The organism is Eisenbergiella sp. OF01-20, from assembly GCF_003478085.1.
In the GTDB taxonomy this organism is placed as follows: domain Bacteria; phylum Bacillota; class Clostridia; order Lachnospirales; family Lachnospiraceae; genus Eisenbergiella.
Window position 1 is genome coordinate 33,559 of record NZ_QUES01000016.1, and the last position, 21,734, is coordinate 55,292.

A 21,734-nucleotide genomic window follows, 5' to 3' on the forward strand; every position below is an offset into this window, starting at 1 on the left:
GGGGTTTCCCATTGTTGTTAGCACTCAATTATATTGAGTGCTAATTTTCTATTGACTTTTCAGAAAGTTGGAAGTACACTTATTCCTAGAATGAAAAACGGACAAACAAAAGAAAAGGGTCCGTGGAAAAAAAGAAAGGAATGTGATGAATTATGGCAGAGAAACATGGCAGCTTGTCTATTAACAGCGAAAATATTTTCCCTATTATTAAGAAATGGCTGTATTCTGACCACGATATTTTTTACAGGGAACTGATTTCCAACGGCTGCGACGCAATTACCAAATTAAAGAAGCTGGATGTGATGGGAGAATATTCCCTTCCGGAAGGCTATAAGCCGGAAATCCGGGTTATCGTGAATCCCGAAGAGAAAACCCTCAAATTTATTGATAACGGTATCGGTATGACCGCGGATGAGGTGGAGGAATACATCAATCAGATCGCGTTCTCCGGCGCTACTGATTTTATTGAAAAATATAAGGATAAATCCGATGATAACCAGATTATCGGTCATTTCGGACTTGGTTTTTATTCCGCATTCATGGTGGCCGATGAGGTGCATATTGATACGTTATCCTTTAAGGACGGCGCGGTACCGGTACATTGGGAATGTGACGGCGGTACGGAATTTGAAATGGAAGACGGCACCTGGGATCAGGTTGGTACCCAGATCACATTGTTCCTCAATGAGGACTGCCTGCAGTTCTGTAATGAGTACAAGGCTTCCGAAGTGATTCAGAAATACTGCTCCTTCATGCCTGTGGAAATTTTCCTGTCCAGGGAAAACACACCGGAAACCCAGACCATAGATGAAGCGGAGAAGCTGGATACGGATGAGGTTTTGGAAACCATCCAGCCGGAAAAGAAGGAGGACGATAAGGAGGAGGACGGAGAAAAGCCCGTACGCCTGAAAATCAAAAAGCGTCCTTCCATGATGAATGATATCCATCCCCTTTGGAGCAAGAGCCCCAGCGAGTGTACCAAAGAGGATTATATAGAGTTTTACCGCAAGGTTTTCCAGGATTACAAGGAGCCTCTGTTCTGGATCCACCTGAATATGGATTATCCTTTTAACCTGAAGGGTATCCTGTATTTCCCCAAAATCAACATGGAATATGAGTCCATTGAGGGAACCATAAAGCTGTATAACAACCAGGTATTTATTGCCGACAATATTAAAGAAGTTATTCCGGAATTCCTGATGCTCCTTAAGGGTGTTATCGATTGTCCGGACCTGCCGCTGAATGTTTCCAGAAGTGCGCTGCAGAATGACGGTTTTGTAAAGAAAATATCCGATTATATCACCAAGAAGGTAGCGGATAAGCTGGCCGGCATGTGCAAGACCGACAGGGAAGAATATGAGAAATACTGGGATGATATCAGTCCCTTCGTAAAATTCGGCTGCCTGAAGGATGATAAGTTCTGCGAAAAGATGACGGATTATATCCTGTTCAAGAACCTGGACGGAAAGTATATGACCCTGCCCGACTGCCTGGAAGTAAACAAGGTGGATCCGGATGAAACCGAAAACAGCGCTGTGGATGAAAACGGCGAAAAGGTGGAAGCCGAGGTGGTGGAAGAGCCGTCTTCTGCTGAAAACAGCGAAGAAAATGGGGAAGAAGAGAAGAAAGAAAAGACCATCTACTACGCAACCGATTTAAAGGTGCAGAGCCAGTATGTAAATATGTTCAAACAGGCGAAGATGGACGCTGTTGTGCTTCCGGATCAGATTGACCAGCCGTTTATCAATCAGCTGGAAATGAAGAACGAGGGCATCAAGTTCCAGAGGATCGACGCCGATCTGACGGATACCTTCAAGGCAAAAACCTCCAAAAAAGCCCAGGAGGAGCTGGAAGCCCAGTCGGAAGAAATTCAGAAGCTGGTACGCAAGGCTTTGAAGAACGACAAGCTTACGGTCAAAATCGAAAAGCTGAAAAACAAAAAAGTGTCTTCTGTGCTCACCATCTCCGAGCAGAGCAGGAGAATGCAGGATATGATGAAGATGTATGCCATGAACGGCATGGATATGGGCATGCTCGGCGGAGAAGGGGAGACCCTGGTGCTGAATGCAAGCCATCCGCTGGTACAGTATGTTCTGGATCATAAGGATGATGCGGACAATAAGAACGAAAACCTTATCTGCGAACAGCTGTATGATTTGGCGAAACTGCAGCAGGGGCCTCTGGATGCGGAAGCGATGACAAAATTCGTGACCCGTTCCAATGACATTATGGTGGCGCTGACTCAGTAAAATTCATGCCCGGTACAAGGGCAGCATAAAAGAATCCCGGCGGCAGACTGTCTCTTTCAGGCAGCTGCCGCCGGGATTCTTTTTGCGTATAAGGATGGCGTGCGCCGTACATCCGTCATTGGAACATATGGGTGGCTTGCTGTCCGAAGCATACTGATTCCGTCCGGGTTACAGGAGAAAGCCGGCAAGGAACAGCAGCAGGGAAAGGAGCGTCAGCAGCAGGAGTTTTGCGCAGGAAGGCCTGGGCAGAAGCGTATCCGGAAAAAGGCGGGCGTACCATACGGGAATCCGGCTTCCCACCTCTTTTCCGGCAGGTACAGGAATTTCTGTTTTGGAAAAATAATTCCTGCCGTCAACGCGGTAGGTGACGAAGGCCATATCCCCTTTCTTTTTTGCGGAATGTGCGGCGGAAGATGCCTTTGTATGCAGATCGTCGGGGGACAGGGGGCGTATTCGGGTAATCGTAGCTATTGTTTTCCGGGAACGGGGCAGTATGGCAAGGAGACGGATTAGCTCTGCCAGGGCGAGAAAAAATAGCAGGATTCCGCCCAGGTAGCAGAGTTGGTTAACTGGATATCGCATCGTATACCCCTTTCACATCAATTCTTTTCTTTGAAATATCCGTATAGTTATCTCTGCGGAGACAAACAGCAGGAATGCACATACAGCCAGCAGGAGCAGGAAAACAAGCAGGACAGGAAGATGGTTCAGCCAACGCAGCTCCAGCAGATCGGTTTTCAGCAGGAGAGGAAGGAGGAAGCAGGAGGGCATAATCACCAACACCGGCACAAACTTGGAATTCTCGAAGCCGAACAGATGCTGGAGGGGTGTGAGAAGGCTGAACAGCAGTACATTCAGGAAAAAGGCGGCCGCGTATTCCATGAAAGACAGGCGGAAGGAGGGGGGAAGGAACAGGGCAGGTATTGTATAAACGAAGGCGGTTGCTGCGAATACCAGACAAAAAAGCAGATACCGGCTGACAATAATATCCCTTCTGCGGTAGGGGGCGGCGCAGAGCAGGGACAAGGCTCTGGGATATTCCGCATCTTTCAGGAATATCTGTTCATAAGCAAGGAATTCGCTGTATACGGAGGAAACAATGAGCACGATAAGTCCGGTCCCTTTTTGTGTGGCATACTCGGGAATCAGCCAGGAATAAAGGAAAGGGAGCGCCAGCGTAAAGGCCGGAATGAAATACAGGTAATTTCCCATAAGGAAGAGATCTTTTTTCATAAGGCAGGCAAGCTGTTTCATAAGGGATATGTTCTCCTTTCAGTATGACTATTGGGCGGCGGGGACAGACGGGACATGTCCTTCGCACAGGGCGATCATGATGTCGTCAATGGAGGCGCGTTCCAGAAGGGCCTCCGGGAACAGCTTTTTTGCTTTTTCCGGCTCATCGGTTAGGGCGGTGAAGCCGTAGTCTGTTGTTTTCAGGCAGCTCAGGAATTCTTTTTTTTCTTCTGTGAGGGAAGATAAAGCTCCTTTTACCAGCCGCCATTTATCCAGCAGGATATCTTTGTCCTCTTCCAGAAGGATCCTCCCTTTGTGGAGGAATACAATGTTATCCGCACATTTATCCAGATCGGAGGTAATGTGGGTGGAAAACAGAACGCCTTTTCCGCCTTTTTCCATAAACTCCCGGATGAGGATCAGGAATTTGTCCCTTATGAGAGGATCCAGCCCGCCCGTGGGTTCGTCCATTATCAGCAGCTCCGCCTTGTGGGACAGGGCGAAAGCCAGGGCCAGCTTCATTTTGGTGCCGGAGGAAAGGGTTTTGATCTTATGGGATGGGTTCAGACCGAAACGGGAGGCCAGTTCCCGGAATTCCTTTTCCTGCCACTGGGAGTATGCGCCGGCCACCACTTGTTTCATCCGGGAAATGGTGAGGTTTTCATAAAAGGCGCCGGAGCCGAGCACCACGCCGATGCGGTCCGCTAGGCTGCTGCGTATGGAATCCGGCAGGGCCTTATGAGAGGAAGGTGCGCCGGAGGGGAAGAGGGGTTCCCCGAACAGACGTATTTCCCCGCCGTCCGGCTGGAGCAGTCCGAGAATAGCCCTGAGCGTCGTGGTTTTGCCTGCGCCGTTTGCCCCAACAAAGCCGGTAATACAGCCTTCCGGTACCGAGAAACCGGCCTGGGAGAGAGTGAATTCCGGATAATGTTTGGTCAGCCCGCGGACTTCAATGATATTACCCATTTGATTTGCCTCCTTTATAGATATCGTCATATAGAATGTCCAGCATGTCATGCAGTTCTTTTAAAGGGATATCCAGTGCGGAAGCCGCCTGGAGAGCATCCTGAATCTTCAGCTCTACCAGATGACGTTTGGCGTCCCGGAGCAGTTCCGTGTTTGCCGCACTGACAAAAGTGCCGACGCCAACCTGCTGATTCAGATAGCCTTCCTGTTCCAGTTCGTCATAGACGCGCCGGATGGTCAGGACGCTGACCCCCAGATCATTGGCAAAACGCCGTATGGAGGGCATGCTGTCCCCGTCCTTCAGATCTGCCCGCAGGATGGCGTCCTTCAACTGTTCCTTAATCTGCAGATAGAGCGGCTGGTCGGAACTGTTGGAAATCAGTATTTTCATGAACGTACCTTTCCGGCAATCCGTTTGCCAAGTGTGTATGTATATAATACACACTATACACTTAATACTCTCTGCTGTCAACCGAAAGTTATGGCCGGCTGCCTGAAAGACCGTCAGAAAGATACGTAAAGAGCAATTTTGAATACAAAAATTTCCAAAAAGTATTTGACAAATGGTTCTGTCCTCATTATAATCAATTAAAACATACTAATCCAATAGGAATTATAAACAATGCACCAGGAGCTGCGCAGGCAGGAAGGAGAGACACGATGAGCACAAAGTCAGAAAGAACATTCAGGTTTGAAACATTACAGCTTCATGTGGGACAGGAGCAGGCGGATCCGGCGACGGATGCCAGGGCGGTTCCTATTTATCAGACATCTTCATATGTATTCCATGATTGTCAGGATGCGGCCGGCAGATTTGCCCTTTCGGCCGGCGGTAATATTTACGGAAGGCTGACCAATCCCACAGAGGACGTATTTGAGCGCAGAATGGCGGCGCTGGAGGGAGGCAGCGCGGCGCTTGCCGTTGCATCGGGGGCGGCGGCCATCGCCTATACCTTCCAGAATCTGGCGAAGCAGGGTGAGCATATTGTGGCTGCCAAAAACATATATGGAGGGACTTATAATTTCCTGGCCCATACTTTTCCGGATTTCGGCGTGTCCACTACCTTCGTGGATCCCTTTGATGAAAAACAGCTGGAAGGGGCCATACAGGATAATACGAAGGCGGTTTTCCTGGAAACACTGGGAAATCCCAATTCTGATGTGGTGGATATCGAAGGTATAGCGCGCATTGCTCATGCCCACAAAATTCCCCTGGTAGTGGATAATACCTTTGCCACTCCCTATCTGGTACGCCCCATAGAATATGGTGCAGATATTGTTGTCCACTCGGCCACTAAGTTTATCGGCGGACACGGAACGGCAATAGGAGGCGTTATCGTAGAAGGAGGGGCTTTTGACTGGGAAGCATCAGGCAGGTTTCCTTCCCTTACGGAGCCGAATGAGAGCTATCACGGCGTTTCCTTTACGAAAGCGGCCGGGGCGGCGGCTTTTGTCACCAAGATAAGGGCAACGCTTCTGCGGGATACCGGCGCCACGCTTTCCCCGTTCCATGCCTTCCTTTTTCTTCAGGGATTGGAAACACTTTCCCTTAGGGTGGAGCGGCATGTGTCCAATGCGCTGAAGGTGGCCTCTTTCCTGGCCTCCCACCCGCAGGTGGAAAAGGTCAATCATCCTTCCGTTACGGAGGACCCTTCCCAGAAAGCATTGTATGCCAAATACTTTCCGAATGGGGGCGGTTCTATATTTACTTTTGAAATCAGGGGAGACGATAAGACGGCAATGCGCTTCATTGATCATCTCCGGCTTTTCTCCCTGCTTGCCAATGTGGCAGATGTGAAATCTCTGGTGATCCATCCGGCATCCACTACCCATGGGCAGTTGAACGGCGAAGAACTCAGCCAGCAGGGAATACGGCCGAATACGATCCGGCTCTCTGTGGGAACGGAGCATATCGATGATATTATTGAGGATTTAGAGGAAGCCTTCCTCGCGGTAAAAGAATAACAAAGGGGCGGCACGCTGCGATTGATAATCGGGCGTGCCGCCTTTATACATAAAGGAGGAGGCATGTAGTTGGCTGAAGGAAAAGGAGGACACAGGGGTCAGTCCGGTTCCGCAATCCGGGAAACCCCCACATAAATCCGGGAAATTTCATACCAGGTGGGATAATCCACGACCCCGCTCTGCGGAAGGCCGAAGACACGCTGGAATATTTTTACCGCATCGGCTGTCTGCTGTCCGTAGATTCCGTCTGCTGCTATATAAGGAATGGCAGGATAATTCTGCCGTATCCGGTTAAGCTGTTCCTGCATCTGCTGCACCTTCGCCCCGGAGGAACCGATGGTCAGGGTATAACCGGGCCAGGAGGAAGGAACCCCGCTGATGGCATCTGCCGTATTGATATACATATCGCTTCCATAATAATAATGGATGATTTCTATAGCGCTGTAGCCCTCATCCCCCAGGTATTTGGAACCCCATTGGCTTAAGCCGGTACAGCTGACCCTCCGCCCGTCACAATAGCTGGTCAGGATGGGCTGGCGGACACCCGGGCGGGAGAGATAATTGGCAAAAATCGTATCCACCAGGTAGCTGATATTCTCAAATACATTTCTGCCGTATATCCATTTCTGGTCAAAAGCGGTAGAGGAGGTAATGGTAAAATTGTAGCCCTGATTGCGGTACCACTCCGTATAGACACGGTTCAGGGTAAAGGACATAATAGCAAGTATGTTTGCGTAAATGGCGGATTCCGGCCAGGTGGCGTATATTTCCGAGGAAGCCACATTCTTAATGTAATCGGTATAGCGGACATAGTAGTTTGGCGCGGTGGGATCCGATGGGACACCGTCATGTACGATGACAAATTCGGGGATAACTACGCGGCTCAGTACGATTTCCCCTGTTTCATCCATAGGTTTGATTTCTGCTTCCGGTATTTTGGGAGGATAATCTCCATACAGGGTATGATCCGGAATGACGATATCTTCTTCCCTGCCGGGCATCTCCAGAGGTATCAGGGAAATGGGCTGCAGGGAGAGTACATCCGGCAGGATTTCAGAGCCGGCAACCACAAGCGGTTCATAGCCTGGTGCGTTTACGGTAAAGTTGTACTCGGAATAGGGCTGTTGATCCTGGGGTGTCAGACTGTATTCCAAAGGGGGAGCCGGCAGTTCTATCACATCGGTCTGGCCGGATTCGTCCGTGGTCAGAGTGTCTATGACCACATCCGGGGAACCGGTGACGGATATGGATATGGTCGCGCCTTCTATGGGAATCTGCCCCAGAGCGGATGTAACACTGATTCTCAGCCCGCCTGCATAGGGACTGTCGGTGGTCTGTGCGGCATGCAGTTTTTTTGCCATATGTGCGGTAACCTCACGATTGTTACTTACGATTACTATATGCAGAAATTTCCCGCAGGTTCATAGGAATGGGGAGAAAAAGAAATCAGCATAAAAAAGCGGTGGATACACAAAAAATCAGGCGGTTTCTCCCGCCTGTTTTTTTGTTTCCACCACTGTGGGTCAGTCCAGATTCAATTGTTTTTTCATGAGATATTCGGAAAGCACATAGCAGCCAATCCCTGTGAGGATACATGCCACAAAAGTAATAATATAGGTATTGCGCATAAAAACGCCCATAAAATCCGGAATGCCGGGGCCCTGAGGGGAGCCGACCTGGGTTATAATCATTTTGGTGAGATAGGGTGTCATAGCCAGGGAGGTCACGGTCTGGATCAGGATGGTGACACCGATATAGCACAGGATAGAAGCCATCACCTTATGCTTGGAAAACAGCTGTCCCAGAGAAACCGCACCATATACAATCAGGACATTGCTCACTGCGGATACCAGGAAGTAAAAGAAATTAAAAATGGAAAAAGCAGGAAGGGACATCCCGAACAGGGCATGGGAGTATTCCTTTGCATAGCTTATCACAACGGACAGTGACATGTCGAAGTCGCCTATTACCATAACCGGTACGCCGAAAATCAATATAATCAGAATCGCCCATAAACTGAGAACCGTGACGAGAAAATACCATATACCCCCCACAATGAGTTTGGACAGTATCAGCTGTCTGGCCGTTACGGGAAGGGTATGCATCAGATAGCCCTCATCGGTATACAGATTCCTGTAAAAACGTATCGCCACATAAATGCTGACAATTACGCTGACACAGCTTATGGTAAGGACATAAAACATCATCAGAACAAAGGCGCCTGCATTCAGTTCATTTGCATTAGCGGGAGGATCCATACGGACAAAACAGATGACAGATACAAGGGTCAGTATAATCATAATGGCACAGGACAGCGCAGGGATGCGCCAGGTTTCCTTCCATTCATGTTTCAGCAGTTTTTTCAGCATGCAAACACCTCCCTGAAATAGCTGTCTACGGATTTTCCGTAGGTTTCACGAATATTTTCCACAGAGGAGCAGAGCATAATCTGGCCGTCCCGGATAAAAATGCAGTCGTCCAGCACCGCTTCAATATCGGATATTAAGTGGGTGGAAAGAAGTACGGATGCCTTTTCATTATAATTGCCGATAATAGTCTTGAGAATGAAATCCCTGGCGGCCGGATCCACGCCGGCAATCGGTTCATCCAGAATATAAAGGTCGGCTTCCCGGCTCATGACCAGCACCAGCTGTACTTTTTCCTTAGTACCTTTGGAAAGGGTCTTCATACGGGCATGGAGATCGATGTGAAGACTGTCCAGCATGGCCAATGCTTTATCCTTGTTAAAATTAGCGTAAAAATCTACAAAATACTCCACCAGATCTTCGACTCTGCGGCTGCTGGAAAGGTAAGTCCGTTCCGGCAGATAGGAAATAATGGCTTTGGTTTCCACGCCCGGTTTGCAGCCGTTAATTAATATCTGCCCGGATGAGGGAGTCAGCAGGCCGTTAAGCAGCTTGATTAAGGTGGTTTTGCCGCTGCCGTTGGGACCAAGCAGCCCGATAATACGTCCTCGCGGAATCGTCAGGCTCATATTATTCAGCGCTGTGAAATGCCCATAGGTCTTGCACAGGCCGGTAATAGTTACCAGTTCGTTCATGCGCGCTCCCTCCTTTGTTCCGCCGGTTCCTCGGCAGTTGATGAGAGCAGTGTAAGAATATCTTTTTTATCAAAGCCCAGCTCTTTCATTTTAGCAATAAATGCATTGATTTCTTCTTTTGCCAGCTGAGTCCGAATTTGTGTGATCATGTTTTTGTCCTCCGTTACGAATCTGCCGCTGGTTCGTTTGGTTTCAATCAGCCCGCTGCGCTCCAGCTCGGCAAAGGCTTTCTGCATCGTGTTCGGGTTAACGCTGGCCTCGGCAGCCAAATCCCTCACACTGGGGAGCTTGTCGCCAGGTCCATATATGCCGGACACGATCTGAAGCTGGATACGCTCCAGAAGCTGTGCATAGATGGGGCGATCGGAATCCAGGTTCCATGCCATATCATCATTCCTTTCTGTAGTGCTTTATTTTAAATCTGTATTACTATAATAATACAATAATGCAAAAAAGAGAAAATGTCAATAGAAAGTTATTCTTTGGGTGACGCCAAACTTTTTTATCTGTACTCTTATTCTATTGGGTATGGCGGAGCGGTGGACAGACAGCCGGGGAAGTGGTAACATATAGCAAAATAAGGAACCGGAGAGTATTTGCGAAAAATTCAGGGTGGAACGGGACATATTCACCGGTGGGAAAGGATTTCCGGAAATGTCCGGGAAAATGGTGGCCGAAATGGAACTGCGGATAGAAAAGGCGGGAGCAGCGGATATGGATGAAGTGGGAAAGCTTTATGACGGGCTGAATGAATATCTGGAGGAGCATGTGAATTATCCGGGGTGGAGGAAGGGGATTTATCCGGTGAGGGAAACGGCTGAAAAGGGGATTGGCGAGGGGTGTCTTTATGTTGCCAGATATGGGAAGGAAATCGTGGGCAGCATTATATTGAGCCATGAGCCGGAAGCGGCGTACGAAGAAGCGGACTGGCAGGCGGATTTGGAATATAAGGATATTTTTGTGATTCATACGTTTGCAGTACATCCGCTTTGGCTGGGGAAAGGCGTGGGAAAGCGGCTGATGGAGTTCACGCTGGAGCGGGGAAAGGAGGAGAAGATGCAGGCTGTCAGGCTGGATGTATATGAAAAGAACGAACCGGCCATTGCGCTTTACCGGCGATATGGGTTTTGTTATATAGATACGGTTGATTTGGGATACAGCGTGTATGGGCTGGATCGGTTTGCACTCTTTCAGAAAATATTGTAAGACAGGGTTCGAATGTAACAGGGCTTTATGGAAGAACACATGTTTTTTGCGGAAAGGAGGACTTTTTATGCAGGACAAGCCATTTTGGGAAGAGAGCTATTCGGATTTTGAAGTGTCCGCTTTTTCAAAGGGGCCTACGGTGGATGTGGAGGAACAGTATAATGAGTGCAGATCAGAGCTTAGTGTTGGAAAAAGCAAAATTGCTTTATAATGTTAAACTGGTTCGGGAAATTATAATGGGGAATTCAGGCAATCGCATTTTTGAGGTGGAAAGAGGGGAGACTGCATATATACTGCGATCATCCGCGTATAGTATTGACAGAAAAGAGCATACCGGATTTGAATTAAAATGGATGGACTATTTATCGGATACAATGACAGGTATCGTCCGTCCGCAAAAAAGTATAAAAAATAATCTGTATGAGGTAATAGAAGCCGAAGGTAAAGAGTATATTCTTTGTCTTTTTGAGAAAGCCCCGGGAAAAATAGTTGAAACGGATAATCCAAATGAATTTAATGAAAAGCTGTTCTATAATCTTGGTGCGCTGATGGGAGAGATGCATCGCCTCACCAGGGACTATGAGGACAATGTCAGAAAGCCTGCATTTGAATGGACAGGCGCCGTAAATGCATGGCGCTGCGAACATGTTATTTTGGATGAAAGGGTAAGGCACCGTTTAAAAAAATATTATAAGGAACTGCATTCGCTTCCTATAAATAAGGATAACTATGGCATTATCCATTATGATATCCATACCGATAACTTTTTTGTAGACAATGGCAATATCAAATTGTTCGATTTTGAGGCCTGCCAGTTTAACTGGTATGCAGCTGATATGGCCAGCGCTATATTTTTTATGGTGCTGAAAGGGGCCGGGCCGCTGCAGCATAAAGGGGAAAAGGAAAGGACGGAGTTTGCGGAGACGTATTTGGTATCTTACTTAAAAGGGTATTTGGAAACAAATACAGTGGATGCATATTGGATCAAAAAGATAGACCTGTTTATGAAATATCAGATGGGTGATGAATATCTGTATGCCCAAAGTTATTGGCCTGATGAGCTTGCATATTTACGGGATTGGTATCTGGACTGGCATAAAGAACGAATACATAATGGTTTGCCGTATGTTGTTATCGATTATGATAAAATCGTGAAAAGCATACCAATATAAAGTGCTTTTCTACCGGTTCTAATTCCCGCGTGCAGCAGACAGAGGCAGGCTTTGCTCTGGCTGCTGCTGCGCGGCATATGTGCTACTGCAGGGAATCTGTCCGGCGGCAGGTTACTTCTTTAATGCATGTCAACAGTCGTTCATTTTCCTCATGTCCCATAAAACAGAAACGGAAAAAGCTTTCATCAAGGCTGTGAAAACTGGAGCAGTCCCGGATCATCATTTTCTTCCGGATGGCGGCTTCAAAGATGTCCTGTGCGGTAATTCCCTGTTCCAGTATCCGTACGAGGACGAAGTTGGCAAATGAGGGGAAAACCTTCAGTCCGGGAAGGGCGGATAAAAAGGAACAGCAGTGCCCGCGTTCCGCCCGGATCAGGTTTTGGGTACGGCTGATATAGCCGGTATCTGTGAACATGACCTGTCCTGCGGCATCCGCAAGGGAACTGACGGTCCAGGGATTTTTGGAGGCGTTTATTTCATCCAGCATACTTTTGTTCCCGGTGACCGCATAACCCAGGCGCAGGCCGGGAGCGGCCCAGAACTTGGACACGCCGCGCAGCACGAGAAGATTGTCGTAGCTTTCTGTCAGGGGAATGGCGGTTATATCGGAGAGCGTGGGCGCAAATTCCGCATACGTTTCATCCACCATAACCAAAATACCGTTCCGTTTGCAGAGTGAGAGCAGGCGTTTCATTTGAGATACCGTTAAAGCGCTGGAAGTAGGATTATTGGGATTGCACAAAACCAGCAGCTGCGGCAGGCAGGGGACACTTTTTCCGGAGCCGGTGTCTGTTTCGTGAGAAAAAATCCCCTCTGTCATAAATCGTTCCAAATCCTCCTCATCCAGGAGGAAATCCTCCGATGCCTTTAGATCGTAATAATGCGTCCGGCTTCCTGTCAGGGAAAGCTCCCGTTCATATTCCGAATAAGCAGGGCCAAGGATCACCGCGTCCCTGGGGCGTATGGCCCGGATTCCTGCGGATATCAGTTCCGTGGAACCGTTTCCCACAAGGATATGTTCTGCAGGGGCTCCGGTATAAGCGGATATGGCAGCCCGCAGCGCGGTATAATTCCTGTCAGGATATGCACATAAAACATCCAGGTGCTTTGCCAGATAATCCTTCAGCAGGGGGGACAGCCCCAGCGGATTTACATTGGCTCCGAACCCGGTGATTTCTTCTTTTCTGATGCCGTAAACTTGTTCTATTTTTTCCAGATCACTTCCATGAAATGTATGCATAATACGCTCCTTTTCCGGTATCTTCCCCTGCCCGGTTATGGGCGGTGCCCCTTTTTCTGTTTTGAAATGTTGCAGGATTCCTGCCGGTAATGTTATACTGATAGTAATTCTTTTTAGATGGAAATACAAGGATGGATTTTACGGGGGTGAGAACTTTGAAGGAGCTTTACGCGAAAATTTCAACAGAGGACTGGCAGGAAAGCGGCGGGCCCCTGGAGCTCTCATGCCGGGAAGTAGGCCTGGCTCTGAAAAAGGAGGAAGTGAAGGAAGGCTTTTTTACGGTAACCGGGGAACAGGGACAGTTGACGGAAGGTTATGTCTCCTGTGATGAAGAGCGTATGGAATGCCTCACTTCTTTTTTCTCCGGAGCATCGGAAACGATAGAGTACCGTTTTGATTCCCGGGGAATGCGGGAAGGGGAGGAACGAAAGGGACGGTTCCTGATTATCTCCAACCGGGGGGAGTATGAAATACCTTTCCAGGCGGTTGTGCTGCACAAGGAAGTGACCTGCTCGGAAGGGGAATTGACGAATCTGTTCCAGTTCACTAATCTGGCGAGGAACGCTTGGGAAGAAGCGGTGAAGCTGTTTTATTCCCCGGAATTTATCCGGGTGTTCAGCGGTCAGGATAAAAAATACCGGAATCTGTACAAAGGGTTCTCCCAGGTACCCGGGAATATGCAGAATGTCGAGGAATTTCTGATATCCATCCATAAGAAACAGCCCGTGGAATATGTACTGCCCCGGACGGAAATCGTGATAACCAGCCTTCATGCCCAGTTGTGTGAAACGCTGCAGATCATTAAAAACGGCTGGGGTTACAGCCCGCTCCGGGTAGAGGCGGAGGGGGATTTCCTTTCTACGGAAAAGAAACTTCTGCGGGAGGAGGACTTTCTGGGAAACCAATGCGGTCTGCCTGTTTCTGTCAGGCAGGAAGAACTCCATGAAGGAAAAAATTTCGGACGTATTATATTAAAGCATGCGTACGGAAGTATACAGGCCCTTATCACCGTTGTAAAAAGAGGAGAACACCGTGTGGTGCGGACCGGCCGCCGGCTGGAGCTGAAACGGCTGACGGTGGAGCTGGTACGTCTGTATCAAAGCGTAAAGATGAAAAAAATGAGTACGGATCTGTGGCGGAGCCAGACCAGGGAAGTGGTGGACCGTATGAAGCGGATAGAGGATAAAAATCCGGCGGTACGTCTGTATCAGGCCCATCTTCTGATTACGGAGGAACGTTTTGACGAGGCGGGATGGATTCTGGATCATCTGGATATTACGCCGGATGAGAATATGCCGGAGCTGTACTGTTATTATCTGTATTTAAGCAGTCTGTATCAAAGGAGCGAGACTGTGACAGCGGAGGTAACCATCCAGATGGAGGATCTGCACAGGGTATACCGGGATAACTGGAGGATTGCCTGGCTTTTGCTGTTTTTATCCCCCACACTGGGGAGAAGCGTTTCCCAGAAATGGCTGTTTCTGGAGGATCAGTTCCGCCACAGCGGTTCCAGCCCCGTCCTATATCTGGAGGCGCTCCATCTGGCAAATTTCAGTCCCACGCTGTTAATGAAGCTGGACACCTATGAACTGCAGCTGCTGCATTTCGGCGCCAGAAATGGGATTTTGTCGGAGGATCTCATCGGGCACCTGGTGTATCTGGCAGGAAAAGAAAAGTATTACAGGGAAAGCCTATTCCGGATTCTGAAGAACTGTTATGAACGTAAAAGCGATCCCCAGCTGCTCACCGCCATATGCTCCCTCTTAATCAAGGGGAATAAAAGCGGGCCGGAATATTATCCGTGGTACCGCAGGGGCGTGGAACAGGAACTCAGGGTAACCAGGCTGTATGAGTATTATATGATGTCTGTGGATACGGAAAGGCAAGTGGAGATTCCCCGTATCGTGCTCATGTATTTTGCTTACCAGAGTAATCTGGATTATGATAAATGCGCTTATCTATATGCGTACATACAAAAACACCGGGAGGAGTTTCCTGAGCTGTATCTGGCTTATAAAAGCCAGATGGACCGGTTTGTCCTCCAGCAGCTGTATAAAGGACGCATCAACAGAGATCTGGCCTTTCTGTACCAGACCGTGCTGGATGAAAAAATGCTGACCAGGGACAACTGCCAGGTTCTGGCTCCCCTTCTTTTTATGCAGCAGCTGGACTGTGAGGGGAAGGATATCCGGAAAGCTGTTGTTATCCATACCAGGCTGCGGGGAGAGCAGGTTTACCCGGTGGAAAACGGCAGGGCCTATGTGGCTGTTTATGACAAGGACGTGGAAATACTTCTGGAAGATGAGGAGCTAAACCGGTACAGTGCGGGACGCCATTTTGTGCTGGATCGGCTGATGTATCCGGCCAGATGTGTGAATGTCCTGGAGTCTTTTGTGGAAAACAGCCTGGGCTTTAACCTTTTCTGCTGTGAGAGCAGCAAGGGGAAAATCCGTATCACGGAAAAAAATGCATCGCGGTTTCGCAGGCTGGCGGAGGATACCCGTGTCATTCCGGCCTTTGCCCGGGCTATACGTATGGAACTTCTGAAATATTATTACGGACAGGAAGAGCTGGAGGAACTGGATTTATTGCTGGAAGCCTTAAACAGGGAGGATTTGGATGGATCCGATGTGTATGAGGCGGCTGGTTATCTGGTTCTGCGTTCCTTCTATGAAAAGGCCTTTGCCTGGCTGGCCGGGCAGGATCCGGGTCGGACGGATGCCAAGATCCTTCTCCGCTTATGCAGCAGGATGCTGGAGACAGGGCTTTGTATGGAGGAGGAGGCGATGACGAGGCTGGCCTACAGCGCATTCTGCCGTGAAAAATATGACAGCCATATCCTGCAGCATCTGGTAAAGAGGTATGAGGGAAGTACAAAGGAACTGACGGATATCCAGAGGGCGGCGGATAATTTTGCAGTGAATACTTATGAGCTGACGGAAAGGCTGCTGGTACAGCTTCTTTACATCGGAGATGACGTGATGGGCCGGACCGGGCTGCTGCGGCAGATTATTATCGAAGGCGGCAAGAGTGAGCTGGAAGCGGCGTTTCTCCACAGATGCAGCGGTCTGTATCTGATGAATGCAGAAACGATGGATCGCTATATTATTACCGATATCGGAAGGGTTGCCGGGAGGGGGGAAAAGCTCAGTGACATGTGCCGTCTGGCTTTTCTGGAGTATTTTGCCCGTCACAGGGACGAGCGCAGTGAGCGGACAGATGCTCTTATCAAGCTTTTCGGCGATCAGCTTATTGCACAGCATATGATGTTTCCTCTTTTCCAGGAATATGCGGACATCCTGGAAGGGGCGGAAACTATGATGGATAAAACGATGGTGGTTTACCGGGGAAGCAGGGAGCATCCTCTGACCATAAATTACCGGATTATTCCCACACCGGCGGAGGGAGGGGAACTGACATCCATACAGGAAACGTACCGTTCCTTCGATCTGCAGCACATGTATGCGGGAATCTATACAGCCAGCTTTGTGCTGTTTGCCGGGGAGAGCCTGCAGTATTTTATTACGGATAATTCCGGGAGCGGGGAGATTCTTGACAGCGGGGAACTGAAAATGGGGGAATGCAGTGTTTTTGTAAAAGAAAGCAGATATGGGATGATAAATGATATCGCTTCCGCCCGTCTCATGAGGGAAGAGGGAGAGGCCCAGGAGCTGCTGGAGCAGTATCTCCTTACGGAATGGATGACAGAGGGCCTGTTTAACGTGACAGGCGGGGACTCTCCGCCGATGTAGGCGGCATCCTCGAAAGCAGGGGCGGAAAGAAAAAAGGAAAGGCAGGTGAAAGAAGATGTTTCTGGGAAATCCGGATAGAAAGAGCGGTGCAGGGGCCTTTATCGGCTATGATATCAGTGACAGGTTTGCCCAGATCAGCTTTTGGCTGCCGGGAGCGGATAAGCCGGAAACCCTTTCCCAGGTGATGGGGGAGGAGGAATATATGATCCCAGCAGTGCTGTGCCGCCGCAGGGATCGGGATGTGTGGACCTATGGCCGGGAGGCTTTGAAAAACGCGGAGGCCGGGCAGGGCATCCTTGTGGAAAATATGCTGTCAAAAGCCCTGGCGGGAGAAAGTGTGGAGGTGGAAGGGGAGTGCTTTGATGCGGCGGTGCTTTTGTCGCTATTTATTAAAAGGAGCCTTTCCCTTCTCGCCGGGGCCATGCAGCCGGAAAAGGCCGCCATGTTTTTGTTTACGGTGGATGAAGTGGATAAAAAGACAGTGGAGGTGCTTTCCCGGGTAGCGGCCCTTATTTCTCTCCCGCCGGACCGGGTGTCCTGCCAAAGCAGGGGGGAGAGCTTCTTCTATTATAATATCAATCAGCCGGAAGAGCTTTGGCGCCATCAGGTAATGATATGTGATTTTTCCGGAACGGCAATGAAGCTTCTTATGTTTGAAATGAACCATCATACCAGGCCGGTGACAGTGATGGTGCATGAAGAGATCCACCCGGAAATCGGAAGGCGTCTGCCGCCGGAGGAGGGGCCGGGTGATGGTGATAAACAGATAATGGACGAGCGGTTTGCCTCCGTACTGGAGAAGGTGTGTGCCGGAAAGATTATCGATACTATTTATCTGATTGGGGACGGGTTTAACGGAGAATGGTATGTCCGTTCCCTGCCGGTGCTCTGCCGGGGAAGGCGGGTGTTCCAGGGAAATAATCTGTACAGCAAAGGGGCCTGCTACGGGGCCAGGGCGAAAAAGCAGCCCGGGGAAGACGGGCGGAGTTATGTTTATCTGGGAAAGGATATGCTGAAGGCAAATATCGGCCTGGAAGCGTCCTTCCGGGGGCAGGATTCCTATTTTGCCCTGTTGGATGCGGGGATCAACTGGTATGATGCGGTCAGGGAATGTGATTTCCTGCTGAATGAGGATCATGCGTTTTCCCTGCGGATTACCCCCCTTAACGGGAGGGAGGTAAAGGAAGTGGCGGTCACACTGGATGGGGTGCCGGAGCGTCCGCCCAGGACGACCAGAATCCATCTAACGGTTTCCTTAAGCGATGCGGATACGGTGAGACTTAAGATGGAAGATAGGGGATTCGGGGAAATGTTTCCCGCTTCCCATAAAATCTGGGAGGAAACGTTCCGTTTGAAGGAGGAAAAAGGCCGGGGGCGGAAAGAAGGGGAAGCGACATGAGCAGAGTCCATTTATGTCTGGGCAGTCCGGCGGTAAATCCATACTGCTTTGATCAAGCCAGGGTCCGTATTTATTCCGTGGAGGAGCTGTGTTATTTTCTCAGGGAAAATGCGTATCTGCTGGACGAAACGATTTTTACCAGGGGACTGTCCGACTGGCTTTATAAAGAATGCGGCCTCCCGGAGCTGGGGCAGAAGCTGAATATGCTCCAGAAAAACAAGGAAAAGCCGGAGAGCTTCGTAACGGCAATTTTTGAATACACCGGTTATTTTAAACCGGAGGAAATCCGGGAAACGCAGCGGCTGGTAAGAGTGAGCGCTAATGTAACGCTGACGGAAAAGCAAAAGGCCAGAGCAGATTATTTCCTGGAGAGCAGACGCTATGTACTCGCCATGCAGGAATACCGGAACCTGCTGCAGGACGGAGATGCCCTGGCGCCGGATTTTGCTGGAAGTATCTATCATAACCTGGGGACTTCACAGGCAAAGCTGTTCCTGTTTGAAAAGGCGGCCGCTTCTTTTGAACAGGCCTACCGGCTTACCGGAAATCCGGAGAGCCTGCTGCAGTATTTGGCGGCCATGCGGCTGCATCTGAAGGAACCGGAATATTTGAATTTCCTTACAGACCACGCAGAGTATTATGACGCCTCCCTTGAACTGGAAAAGCGGGTGGTAGCCCGTAAGGAAGCATGGACCAATTCCCGGAACCAGTCGGTGGTGTCGGAAATAAAAGGGGCCTTTTTCTCCGGAGAGGAGGAAAAATGCCGGGAGCTGATGGGACAGGAAGTGGAAAAGCTGGAGGAGGAGTATCGGGATTATGTGGTGCAGTAGGGTGTGTTTGTAATTCATTCCCCGGCATTTCTCTTTTCCTGTTTCTTTCTCCGGATGCTGCTGTAGTGCAGGCGTATGTGCAGAGTCTTGCATGAACGTAAAAAGGACCGATGGTATTGACGGATTGCCGCCGCAACCATCGGTTTTCTTCGGCCAAATTTCAGCATCCCCTTTTAAGCAGATATAAATGCTGCCGGTGGGGCATGAGGCAGGAAGAAGGAACCGCTACACGGAGTTCCCCATAATATCTGCCAGCTCTGCCTGTTCCGCAAATTCCCGGACAGTTCCAGCCTTTGCCGCCTGCTTATGCCATTTTCGCAGAAGCGCCAAATCGGTTTCCGATAGGATCCGTTCGTGAAGCCCAGCCGGAATTTTTCCTAAATCTTCCAGTAGTTCAATCACATCTTCCGCTATTCCTTCTGCTTTTCCTTCTGCCTTTCCTTCTATTTTTCCGGCTTCTTTACCCACACTGAATTCATCGGCACGTATTTTTTTCATTTCTTCTTCTTCGTTATACTCAAATATCGACATCGCAATCACCTCCGCCCTCTGTGCGGACAAAAAGTCTGCCAGTATATCATTCCGGATACATTCCGTCACTGCCCGATCCACGGCTTCCGCAATTTCCATCTCCGCTGCTTATTTCCGGACACATTCCACAAACAGGCAGTATTCCCTCAGGGTCCTGCATTTCTGCATCAGATCCCGGTTATTCCCGATGTTGATGTTAAGCATTGTAACCTTTACTTCCAACTCGGGGGAGAGAACCTTCTTTTCAAACGCATCAGACAGCTTTAACAGTCTGCGTTCCGGCTGCTCCTGCGTCCCATTGTAAAATACAACGAAGCGGGGAACGGGAATTATAATCTGTTTACTGGAATACAGGGTCTTTCCCGCCACATACTTCTCCAGCTGCCTGGCCATGTACAAAAGATCCCGCAGGGGCATATTCGGGTTGAAAGTAGATTGATGCTCATATAAATTCATTTCCGAATCAAACAGGAATGAGACATCATTTTTAACGCCCATATAGATTGCGTTTTCCAGTGTATAGATTTCCATAGCATCAGTGTCCGCATAAGCGGTTTCGTTCAATGCGTTGTATAATTCCAGCAGTTTTTCCTTGTCCTTATACAGCATACGGAACACCGTATCCTTGTAGTTTCTCACCACATGCCGTTTTTTCCCTTTCCCGGAAGTTCCTTTTTCTACGGGATTCTTTCTTTCTGTGGAATGCTCTGCTTCCGTGGAATGCTCTGCTTCCGTGGAAAGCTCTGCTTCCGTGGAAAGCTCTGCTTCCATAGAATGTTTTTCTTTCATAGAAAGCTCCTTTCTGCAATTGTGAGCAGGAAGCTGTCTGAAAGAATGTGCTATAAACCGCTTCTGTCCAGCAACTCCTGCCTGTTTCATTTGGATGGTAAGCATAGAGTTTCTGAATAGAGAATAGAAATGAGACGGCTTACGCCAGGATTCATAGAAAATTATGCTTATCATTATTTTATCATGCTGTTACCAACCTTGCAATAATTAATTTACCTTAAAATGTATACTGTACAAGAAAAATCCGATTGGCTATTGACACATGAAATCCCCTCGTGATAGGATAATGCCATCGGCAATTTAGTATGATAAATTGCTAACTTACTAAAGAAGCAGTGCGTTACATTGTTTCAGGGAGGAATTAATTATGAAAAAGACAGCAGTGGTTTTGCTGGCAGGTGTGCTGGCATTGGGGCTTATGGGCTGCGGCAGTTCACAGACTTCGGGAGCGGCCGACAGTGAGCCGGCTTTGGAGAGCAGTGCGGCGGCGGAGAGCACGGTGGCTGAAAGTGCGGCGGATGCGCAGGAAGCGGCAAGTACGGCGGCAGCGGATACCGGGGAAGGACGTAAGTTTGTAGTGGGCTTTGATGCGGAATTCCCGCCTTACGGGTATAAGGATGAAAGCGGAGAATATGTGGGCTTTGACCTGGATCTGGCGGCAGAGGTATGTAAGCGCCAAGGCTGGGAGCTGGTTAAGCAGCCTGTTGACTGGGATTCCAAGGATATGGAGCTGGATTCCGGCGCGATTGATTGTATTTGGAACGGGTTTACCATGAACGGCAGGGAAGATCAGTATACCTGGAGCGTTCCTTATGTGGATAACAGCCAGGTTTTTGTTGTGGCTGAGGATTCCGGGATCGCCGCTAAAGCGGATCTGGCAGGTAAAGCAGTGGGGGTTCAGAAGGATTCCTCCGCACTTGCGGCATTAGAGGGGGATGAGAAGGAATTGGCGGATACCTTCGCTGTGCTGAACCAGTATGCGGATTATAATACCGCTTTTATGGATCTGGAAGCAGGGGCCATAGATGCGTTGGCTATTGATATCGGAGTTGCCAATTACCAGATCTCTTCCAGGGACGGCGGTTATGTGATTCTGGAAGGAACGGATCACACGGAGTATTTATCTACGGAGCAGTACGGAATTGGCTTTAAAAAAGGCAATGAAGAGCTGAAAGATATCGTGGAAGCCACTTTGCTGGAAATGGTGGATGACGGAACGTTCATGACGATTGCGGAAAAGTATGCGGAATATGGCCTTTTGGACAGCATTTGCCTCGGAAAGTAAACGGTTCACCGGGCGGCGGACAAAGCAGGGCAGTCCGGTACCGGCCTGCCGCTTAC

20 protein-coding genes are annotated in these 21,734 nt (G+C 49.2%); 9 read left to right on the forward strand and 11 right to left on the reverse strand.

Translation table 11 applies throughout. The annotated features are described in order from the left end of the window. Window positions 1-152: 152 nt before the first annotated feature. A complete protein-coding gene (gene htpG / locus DXA36_RS18060; RefSeq protein WP_118680883.1) occupies window positions 153-2,249 on the forward strand; it encodes a molecular chaperone HtpG in 2,097 nt (698 codons plus the stop codon). Between the two features lie 168 nt (window positions 2,250-2,417). On the opposite strand, the gene DXA36_RS18065 is transcribed toward htpG, so the two are convergent. The 4 genes from DXA36_RS18065 to DXA36_RS18080 are packed head-to-tail and all read right to left on the reverse strand — an operon-like array spanning window position 2,418 to window position 4,839. Then, complete coding sequence (locus tag DXA36_RS18065) at window positions 2,418-2,831, reverse strand: hypothetical protein (RefSeq protein WP_118680884.1); 414 nt, start codon at window positions 2,829-2,831, stop codon at window positions 2,418-2,420. A gap of 12 nt (window positions 2,832-2,843) precedes the next feature. Next, entirely contained in the window at window positions 2,844-3,503 is a 660-nt protein-coding gene (locus DXA36_RS18070; RefSeq protein ID WP_118680885.1) for an ABC-2 transporter permease, read from the reverse strand. A gap of 27 nt (window positions 3,504-3,530) precedes the next feature. Beyond that, a complete protein-coding gene (locus DXA36_RS18075) occupies window positions 3,531-4,448 on the reverse strand; it encodes an ABC transporter ATP-binding protein (RefSeq protein WP_118680886.1) in 918 nt (305 codons plus the stop codon). Continuing rightward, entirely contained in the window at window positions 4,441-4,839 is a 399-nt protein-coding gene (locus tag DXA36_RS18080; RefSeq protein ID WP_118680887.1) for a GntR family transcriptional regulator, read from the reverse strand. Before DXA36_RS18080 ends, DXA36_RS18075 begins: the two co-directional genes overlap by 8 nt. A 269-nt stretch (window positions 4,840-5,108) precedes the next feature. On the opposite strand from DXA36_RS18080, the gene DXA36_RS18085 reads away from it, so the two are divergent. Continuing rightward, complete coding sequence (locus DXA36_RS18085; protein ID WP_118680888.1) at window positions 5,109-6,413, forward strand: O-acetylhomoserine aminocarboxypropyltransferase/cysteine synthase family protein; 1,305 nt, start codon at window positions 5,109-5,111, stop codon at window positions 6,411-6,413. A 98-nt stretch (window positions 6,414-6,511) separates the two neighbouring features. Here the strand turns inward: DXA36_RS18085 and DXA36_RS18090 are convergent, their stop codons facing one another. The 4 genes from DXA36_RS18090 to DXA36_RS18105 form a co-directional block, all read right to left on the reverse strand. After that, entirely contained in the window at window positions 6,512-7,774 is a 1,263-nt protein-coding gene (locus DXA36_RS18090) for a peptidoglycan-binding protein (protein WP_118680889.1), read from the reverse strand. 162 nt (window positions 7,775-7,936) lie between these two features. Beyond that, entirely contained in the window at window positions 7,937-8,782 is an 846-nt protein-coding gene (locus DXA36_RS18095) for an ABC transporter permease (protein ID WP_118680890.1), read from the reverse strand. Then, window positions 8,776-9,474 carry an ABC transporter ATP-binding protein gene (locus tag DXA36_RS18100; RefSeq protein WP_118680891.1) on the reverse strand — a complete coding sequence of 233 codons (699 nt, stop codon included), beginning with the start codon at window positions 9,472-9,474 and terminating at the stop codon, window positions 8,776-8,778. Before DXA36_RS18100 ends, DXA36_RS18095 begins: the two co-directional genes overlap by 7 nt. Continuing rightward, window positions 9,471-9,860: a GntR family transcriptional regulator gene (locus tag DXA36_RS18105; RefSeq protein WP_118680892.1), complete on the reverse strand. Its 390-nt coding sequence runs from the start codon at window positions 9,858-9,860 to the stop codon at window positions 9,471-9,473. The genes DXA36_RS18100 and DXA36_RS18105 overlap by 4 nt, the downstream gene beginning before the upstream one ends. A gap of 268 nt (window positions 9,861-10,128) precedes the next feature. Between DXA36_RS18105 and DXA36_RS18110 the strand changes: the two genes are divergently transcribed. The 3 genes from DXA36_RS18110 to DXA36_RS18115 all read left to right on the forward strand — a co-directional run bounded on the left by DXA36_RS18110 (window position 10,129) and on the right by DXA36_RS18115 (window position 11,852). After that, the gene (locus tag DXA36_RS18110) at window positions 10,129-10,680 is read left to right on the forward strand and encodes a GNAT family N-acetyltransferase (RefSeq protein WP_330425055.1); all 552 of its coding nucleotides are present in this window, start codon (window positions 10,129-10,131) and stop codon (window positions 10,678-10,680) included. A gap of 67 nt (window positions 10,681-10,747) precedes the next feature. After that, a complete protein-coding gene (locus DXA36_RS33015) occupies window positions 10,748-10,891 on the forward strand; it encodes a hypothetical protein (protein ID WP_182479143.1) in 144 nt (47 codons plus the stop codon). A gap of 25 nt (window positions 10,892-10,916) precedes the next feature. Continuing rightward, window positions 10,917-11,852, forward strand: coding sequence for a phosphotransferase enzyme family protein (locus DXA36_RS18115; protein ID WP_182479144.1), 936 nt, complete (start codon window positions 10,917-10,919; stop codon window positions 11,850-11,852). A gap of 82 nt (window positions 11,853-11,934) precedes the next feature. Here DXA36_RS18115 and DXA36_RS18120 read toward each other — a convergent pair whose 3' ends face one another. Beyond that, on the reverse strand, window positions 11,935-13,092 hold the full coding sequence (locus DXA36_RS18120) for a pyridoxal phosphate-dependent aminotransferase (RefSeq protein WP_118680894.1): 1,158 nt from the start codon (window positions 13,090-13,092) through the stop codon (window positions 11,935-11,937). 131 nt (window positions 13,093-13,223) lie between these two features. On the opposite strand from DXA36_RS18120, the gene DXA36_RS18125 reads away from it, so the two are divergent. The 3 genes from DXA36_RS18125 to DXA36_RS18135 are packed head-to-tail and all read left to right on the forward strand — an operon-like array spanning window position 13,224 to window position 19,073. Next, window positions 13,224-16,844 (forward strand): DUF5717 family protein, encoded by a 3,621-nt coding sequence (locus tag DXA36_RS18125; RefSeq protein WP_118680895.1) that lies wholly within the window; start codon window positions 13,224-13,226, stop codon window positions 16,842-16,844. A 55-nt stretch (window positions 16,845-16,899) separates the two neighbouring features. Then, window positions 16,900-18,243 (forward strand): DUF5716 family protein, encoded by a 1,344-nt coding sequence (locus tag DXA36_RS18130; protein ID WP_118680896.1) that lies wholly within the window; start codon window positions 16,900-16,902, stop codon window positions 18,241-18,243. After that, window positions 18,240-19,073, forward strand: coding sequence for a hypothetical protein (locus tag DXA36_RS18135; protein ID WP_118680897.1), 834 nt, complete (start codon window positions 18,240-18,242; stop codon window positions 19,071-19,073). The genes DXA36_RS18130 and DXA36_RS18135 overlap by 4 nt, the downstream gene beginning before the upstream one ends. Before the next feature lie 225 nt (window positions 19,074-19,298). Here the strand turns inward: DXA36_RS18135 and DXA36_RS34050 are convergent, their stop codons facing one another. Together DXA36_RS34050 and DXA36_RS34055 are read right to left on the reverse strand one after the other, a co-directional pair. Then, the gene (locus DXA36_RS34050; protein ID WP_330425056.1) at window positions 19,299-19,703 is read right to left on the reverse strand and encodes a hypothetical protein; all 405 of its coding nucleotides are present in this window, start codon (window positions 19,701-19,703) and stop codon (window positions 19,299-19,301) included. 9 nt (window positions 19,704-19,712) lie between these two features. Continuing rightward, entirely contained in the window at window positions 19,713-20,393 is a 681-nt protein-coding gene (locus DXA36_RS34055) for a hypothetical protein (RefSeq protein ID WP_330425057.1), read from the reverse strand. 367 nt (window positions 20,394-20,760) lie between these two features. Between DXA36_RS34055 and DXA36_RS18145 the strand changes: the two genes are divergently transcribed. Beyond that, window positions 20,761-21,678 (forward strand): amino acid ABC transporter substrate-binding protein, encoded by a 918-nt coding sequence (locus tag DXA36_RS18145; protein WP_243114681.1) that lies wholly within the window; start codon window positions 20,761-20,763, stop codon window positions 21,676-21,678. Window positions 21,679-21,734 lie beyond the last annotated feature (56 nt).

Excerpts from the sequence above, each read along its gene's own strand:
- DXA36_RS18135 (WP_118680897.1), top strand. The coding sequence starts at position 18,240 with ATGAGCAGAGTCCATTTATGTCTGGGCAGTCCGGCGGTAAATCCATAC.
- DXA36_RS18085 (WP_118680888.1), top strand. The coding sequence starts at position 5,109 with ATGAGCACAAAGTCAGAAAGAACATTCAGGTTTGAAACATTACAGCTT.
- DXA36_RS34050 (WP_330425056.1), bottom strand. The coding sequence starts at position 19,703 with ATGGAAATTGCGGAAGCCGTGGATCGGGCAGTGACGGAATGTATCCGG.
- htpG (WP_118680883.1), top strand. The coding sequence starts at position 153 with ATGGCAGAGAAACATGGCAGCTTGTCTATTAACAGCGAAAATATTTTC.
- DXA36_RS18100 (WP_118680891.1), bottom strand. The coding sequence starts at position 9,474 with ATGAACGAACTGGTAACTATTACCGGCCTGTGCAAGACCTATGGGCAT.
- DXA36_RS18120 (WP_118680894.1), bottom strand. The coding sequence starts at position 13,092 with ATGCATACATTTCATGGAAGTGATCTGGAAAAAATAGAACAAGTTTAC.
- DXA36_RS18130 (WP_118680896.1), top strand. The coding sequence starts at position 16,900 with ATGTTTCTGGGAAATCCGGATAGAAAGAGCGGTGCAGGGGCCTTTATC.
- DXA36_RS34055 (WP_330425057.1), bottom strand. The coding sequence starts at position 20,393 with ATGAAAGAAAAACATTCTATGGAAGCAGAGCTTTCCACGGAAGCAGAG.
- DXA36_RS18080 (WP_118680887.1), bottom strand. The coding sequence starts at position 4,839 with ATGAAAATACTGATTTCCAACAGTTCCGACCAGCCGCTCTATCTGCAG.
- DXA36_RS33015 (WP_182479143.1), top strand. The coding sequence starts at position 10,748 with ATGCAGGACAAGCCATTTTGGGAAGAGAGCTATTCGGATTTTGAAGTG.
- DXA36_RS18115 (WP_182479144.1), top strand. The coding sequence starts at position 10,917 with ATGGGGAATTCAGGCAATCGCATTTTTGAGGTGGAAAGAGGGGAGACT.
- DXA36_RS18070 (WP_118680885.1), bottom strand. The coding sequence starts at position 3,503 with ATGAAACAGCTTGCCTGCCTTATGAAAAAAGATCTCTTCCTTATGGGA.
- DXA36_RS18145 (WP_243114681.1), top strand. The coding sequence starts at position 20,761 with ATGAAAAAGACAGCAGTGGTTTTGCTGGCAGGTGTGCTGGCATTGGGG.
- DXA36_RS18095 (WP_118680890.1), bottom strand. The coding sequence starts at position 8,782 with ATGCTGAAAAAACTGCTGAAACATGAATGGAAGGAAACCTGGCGCATC.
- DXA36_RS18065 (WP_118680884.1), bottom strand. The coding sequence starts at position 2,831 with ATGCGATATCCAGTTAACCAACTCTGCTACCTGGGCGGAATCCTGCTA.
- DXA36_RS18075 (WP_118680886.1), bottom strand. The coding sequence starts at position 4,448 with ATGGGTAATATCATTGAAGTCCGCGGGCTGACCAAACATTATCCGGAA.
- DXA36_RS18105 (WP_118680892.1), bottom strand. The coding sequence starts at position 9,860 with ATGGCATGGAACCTGGATTCCGATCGCCCCATCTATGCACAGCTTCTG.
- DXA36_RS18125 (WP_118680895.1), top strand. The coding sequence starts at position 13,224 with ATGGATTTTACGGGGGTGAGAACTTTGAAGGAGCTTTACGCGAAAATT.
- DXA36_RS18090 (WP_118680889.1), bottom strand. The coding sequence starts at position 7,774 with ATGGCAAAAAAACTGCATGCCGCACAGACCACCGACAGTCCCTATGCA.
- DXA36_RS18110 (WP_330425055.1), top strand. The coding sequence starts at position 10,129 with ATGTCCGGGAAAATGGTGGCCGAAATGGAACTGCGGATAGAAAAGGCG.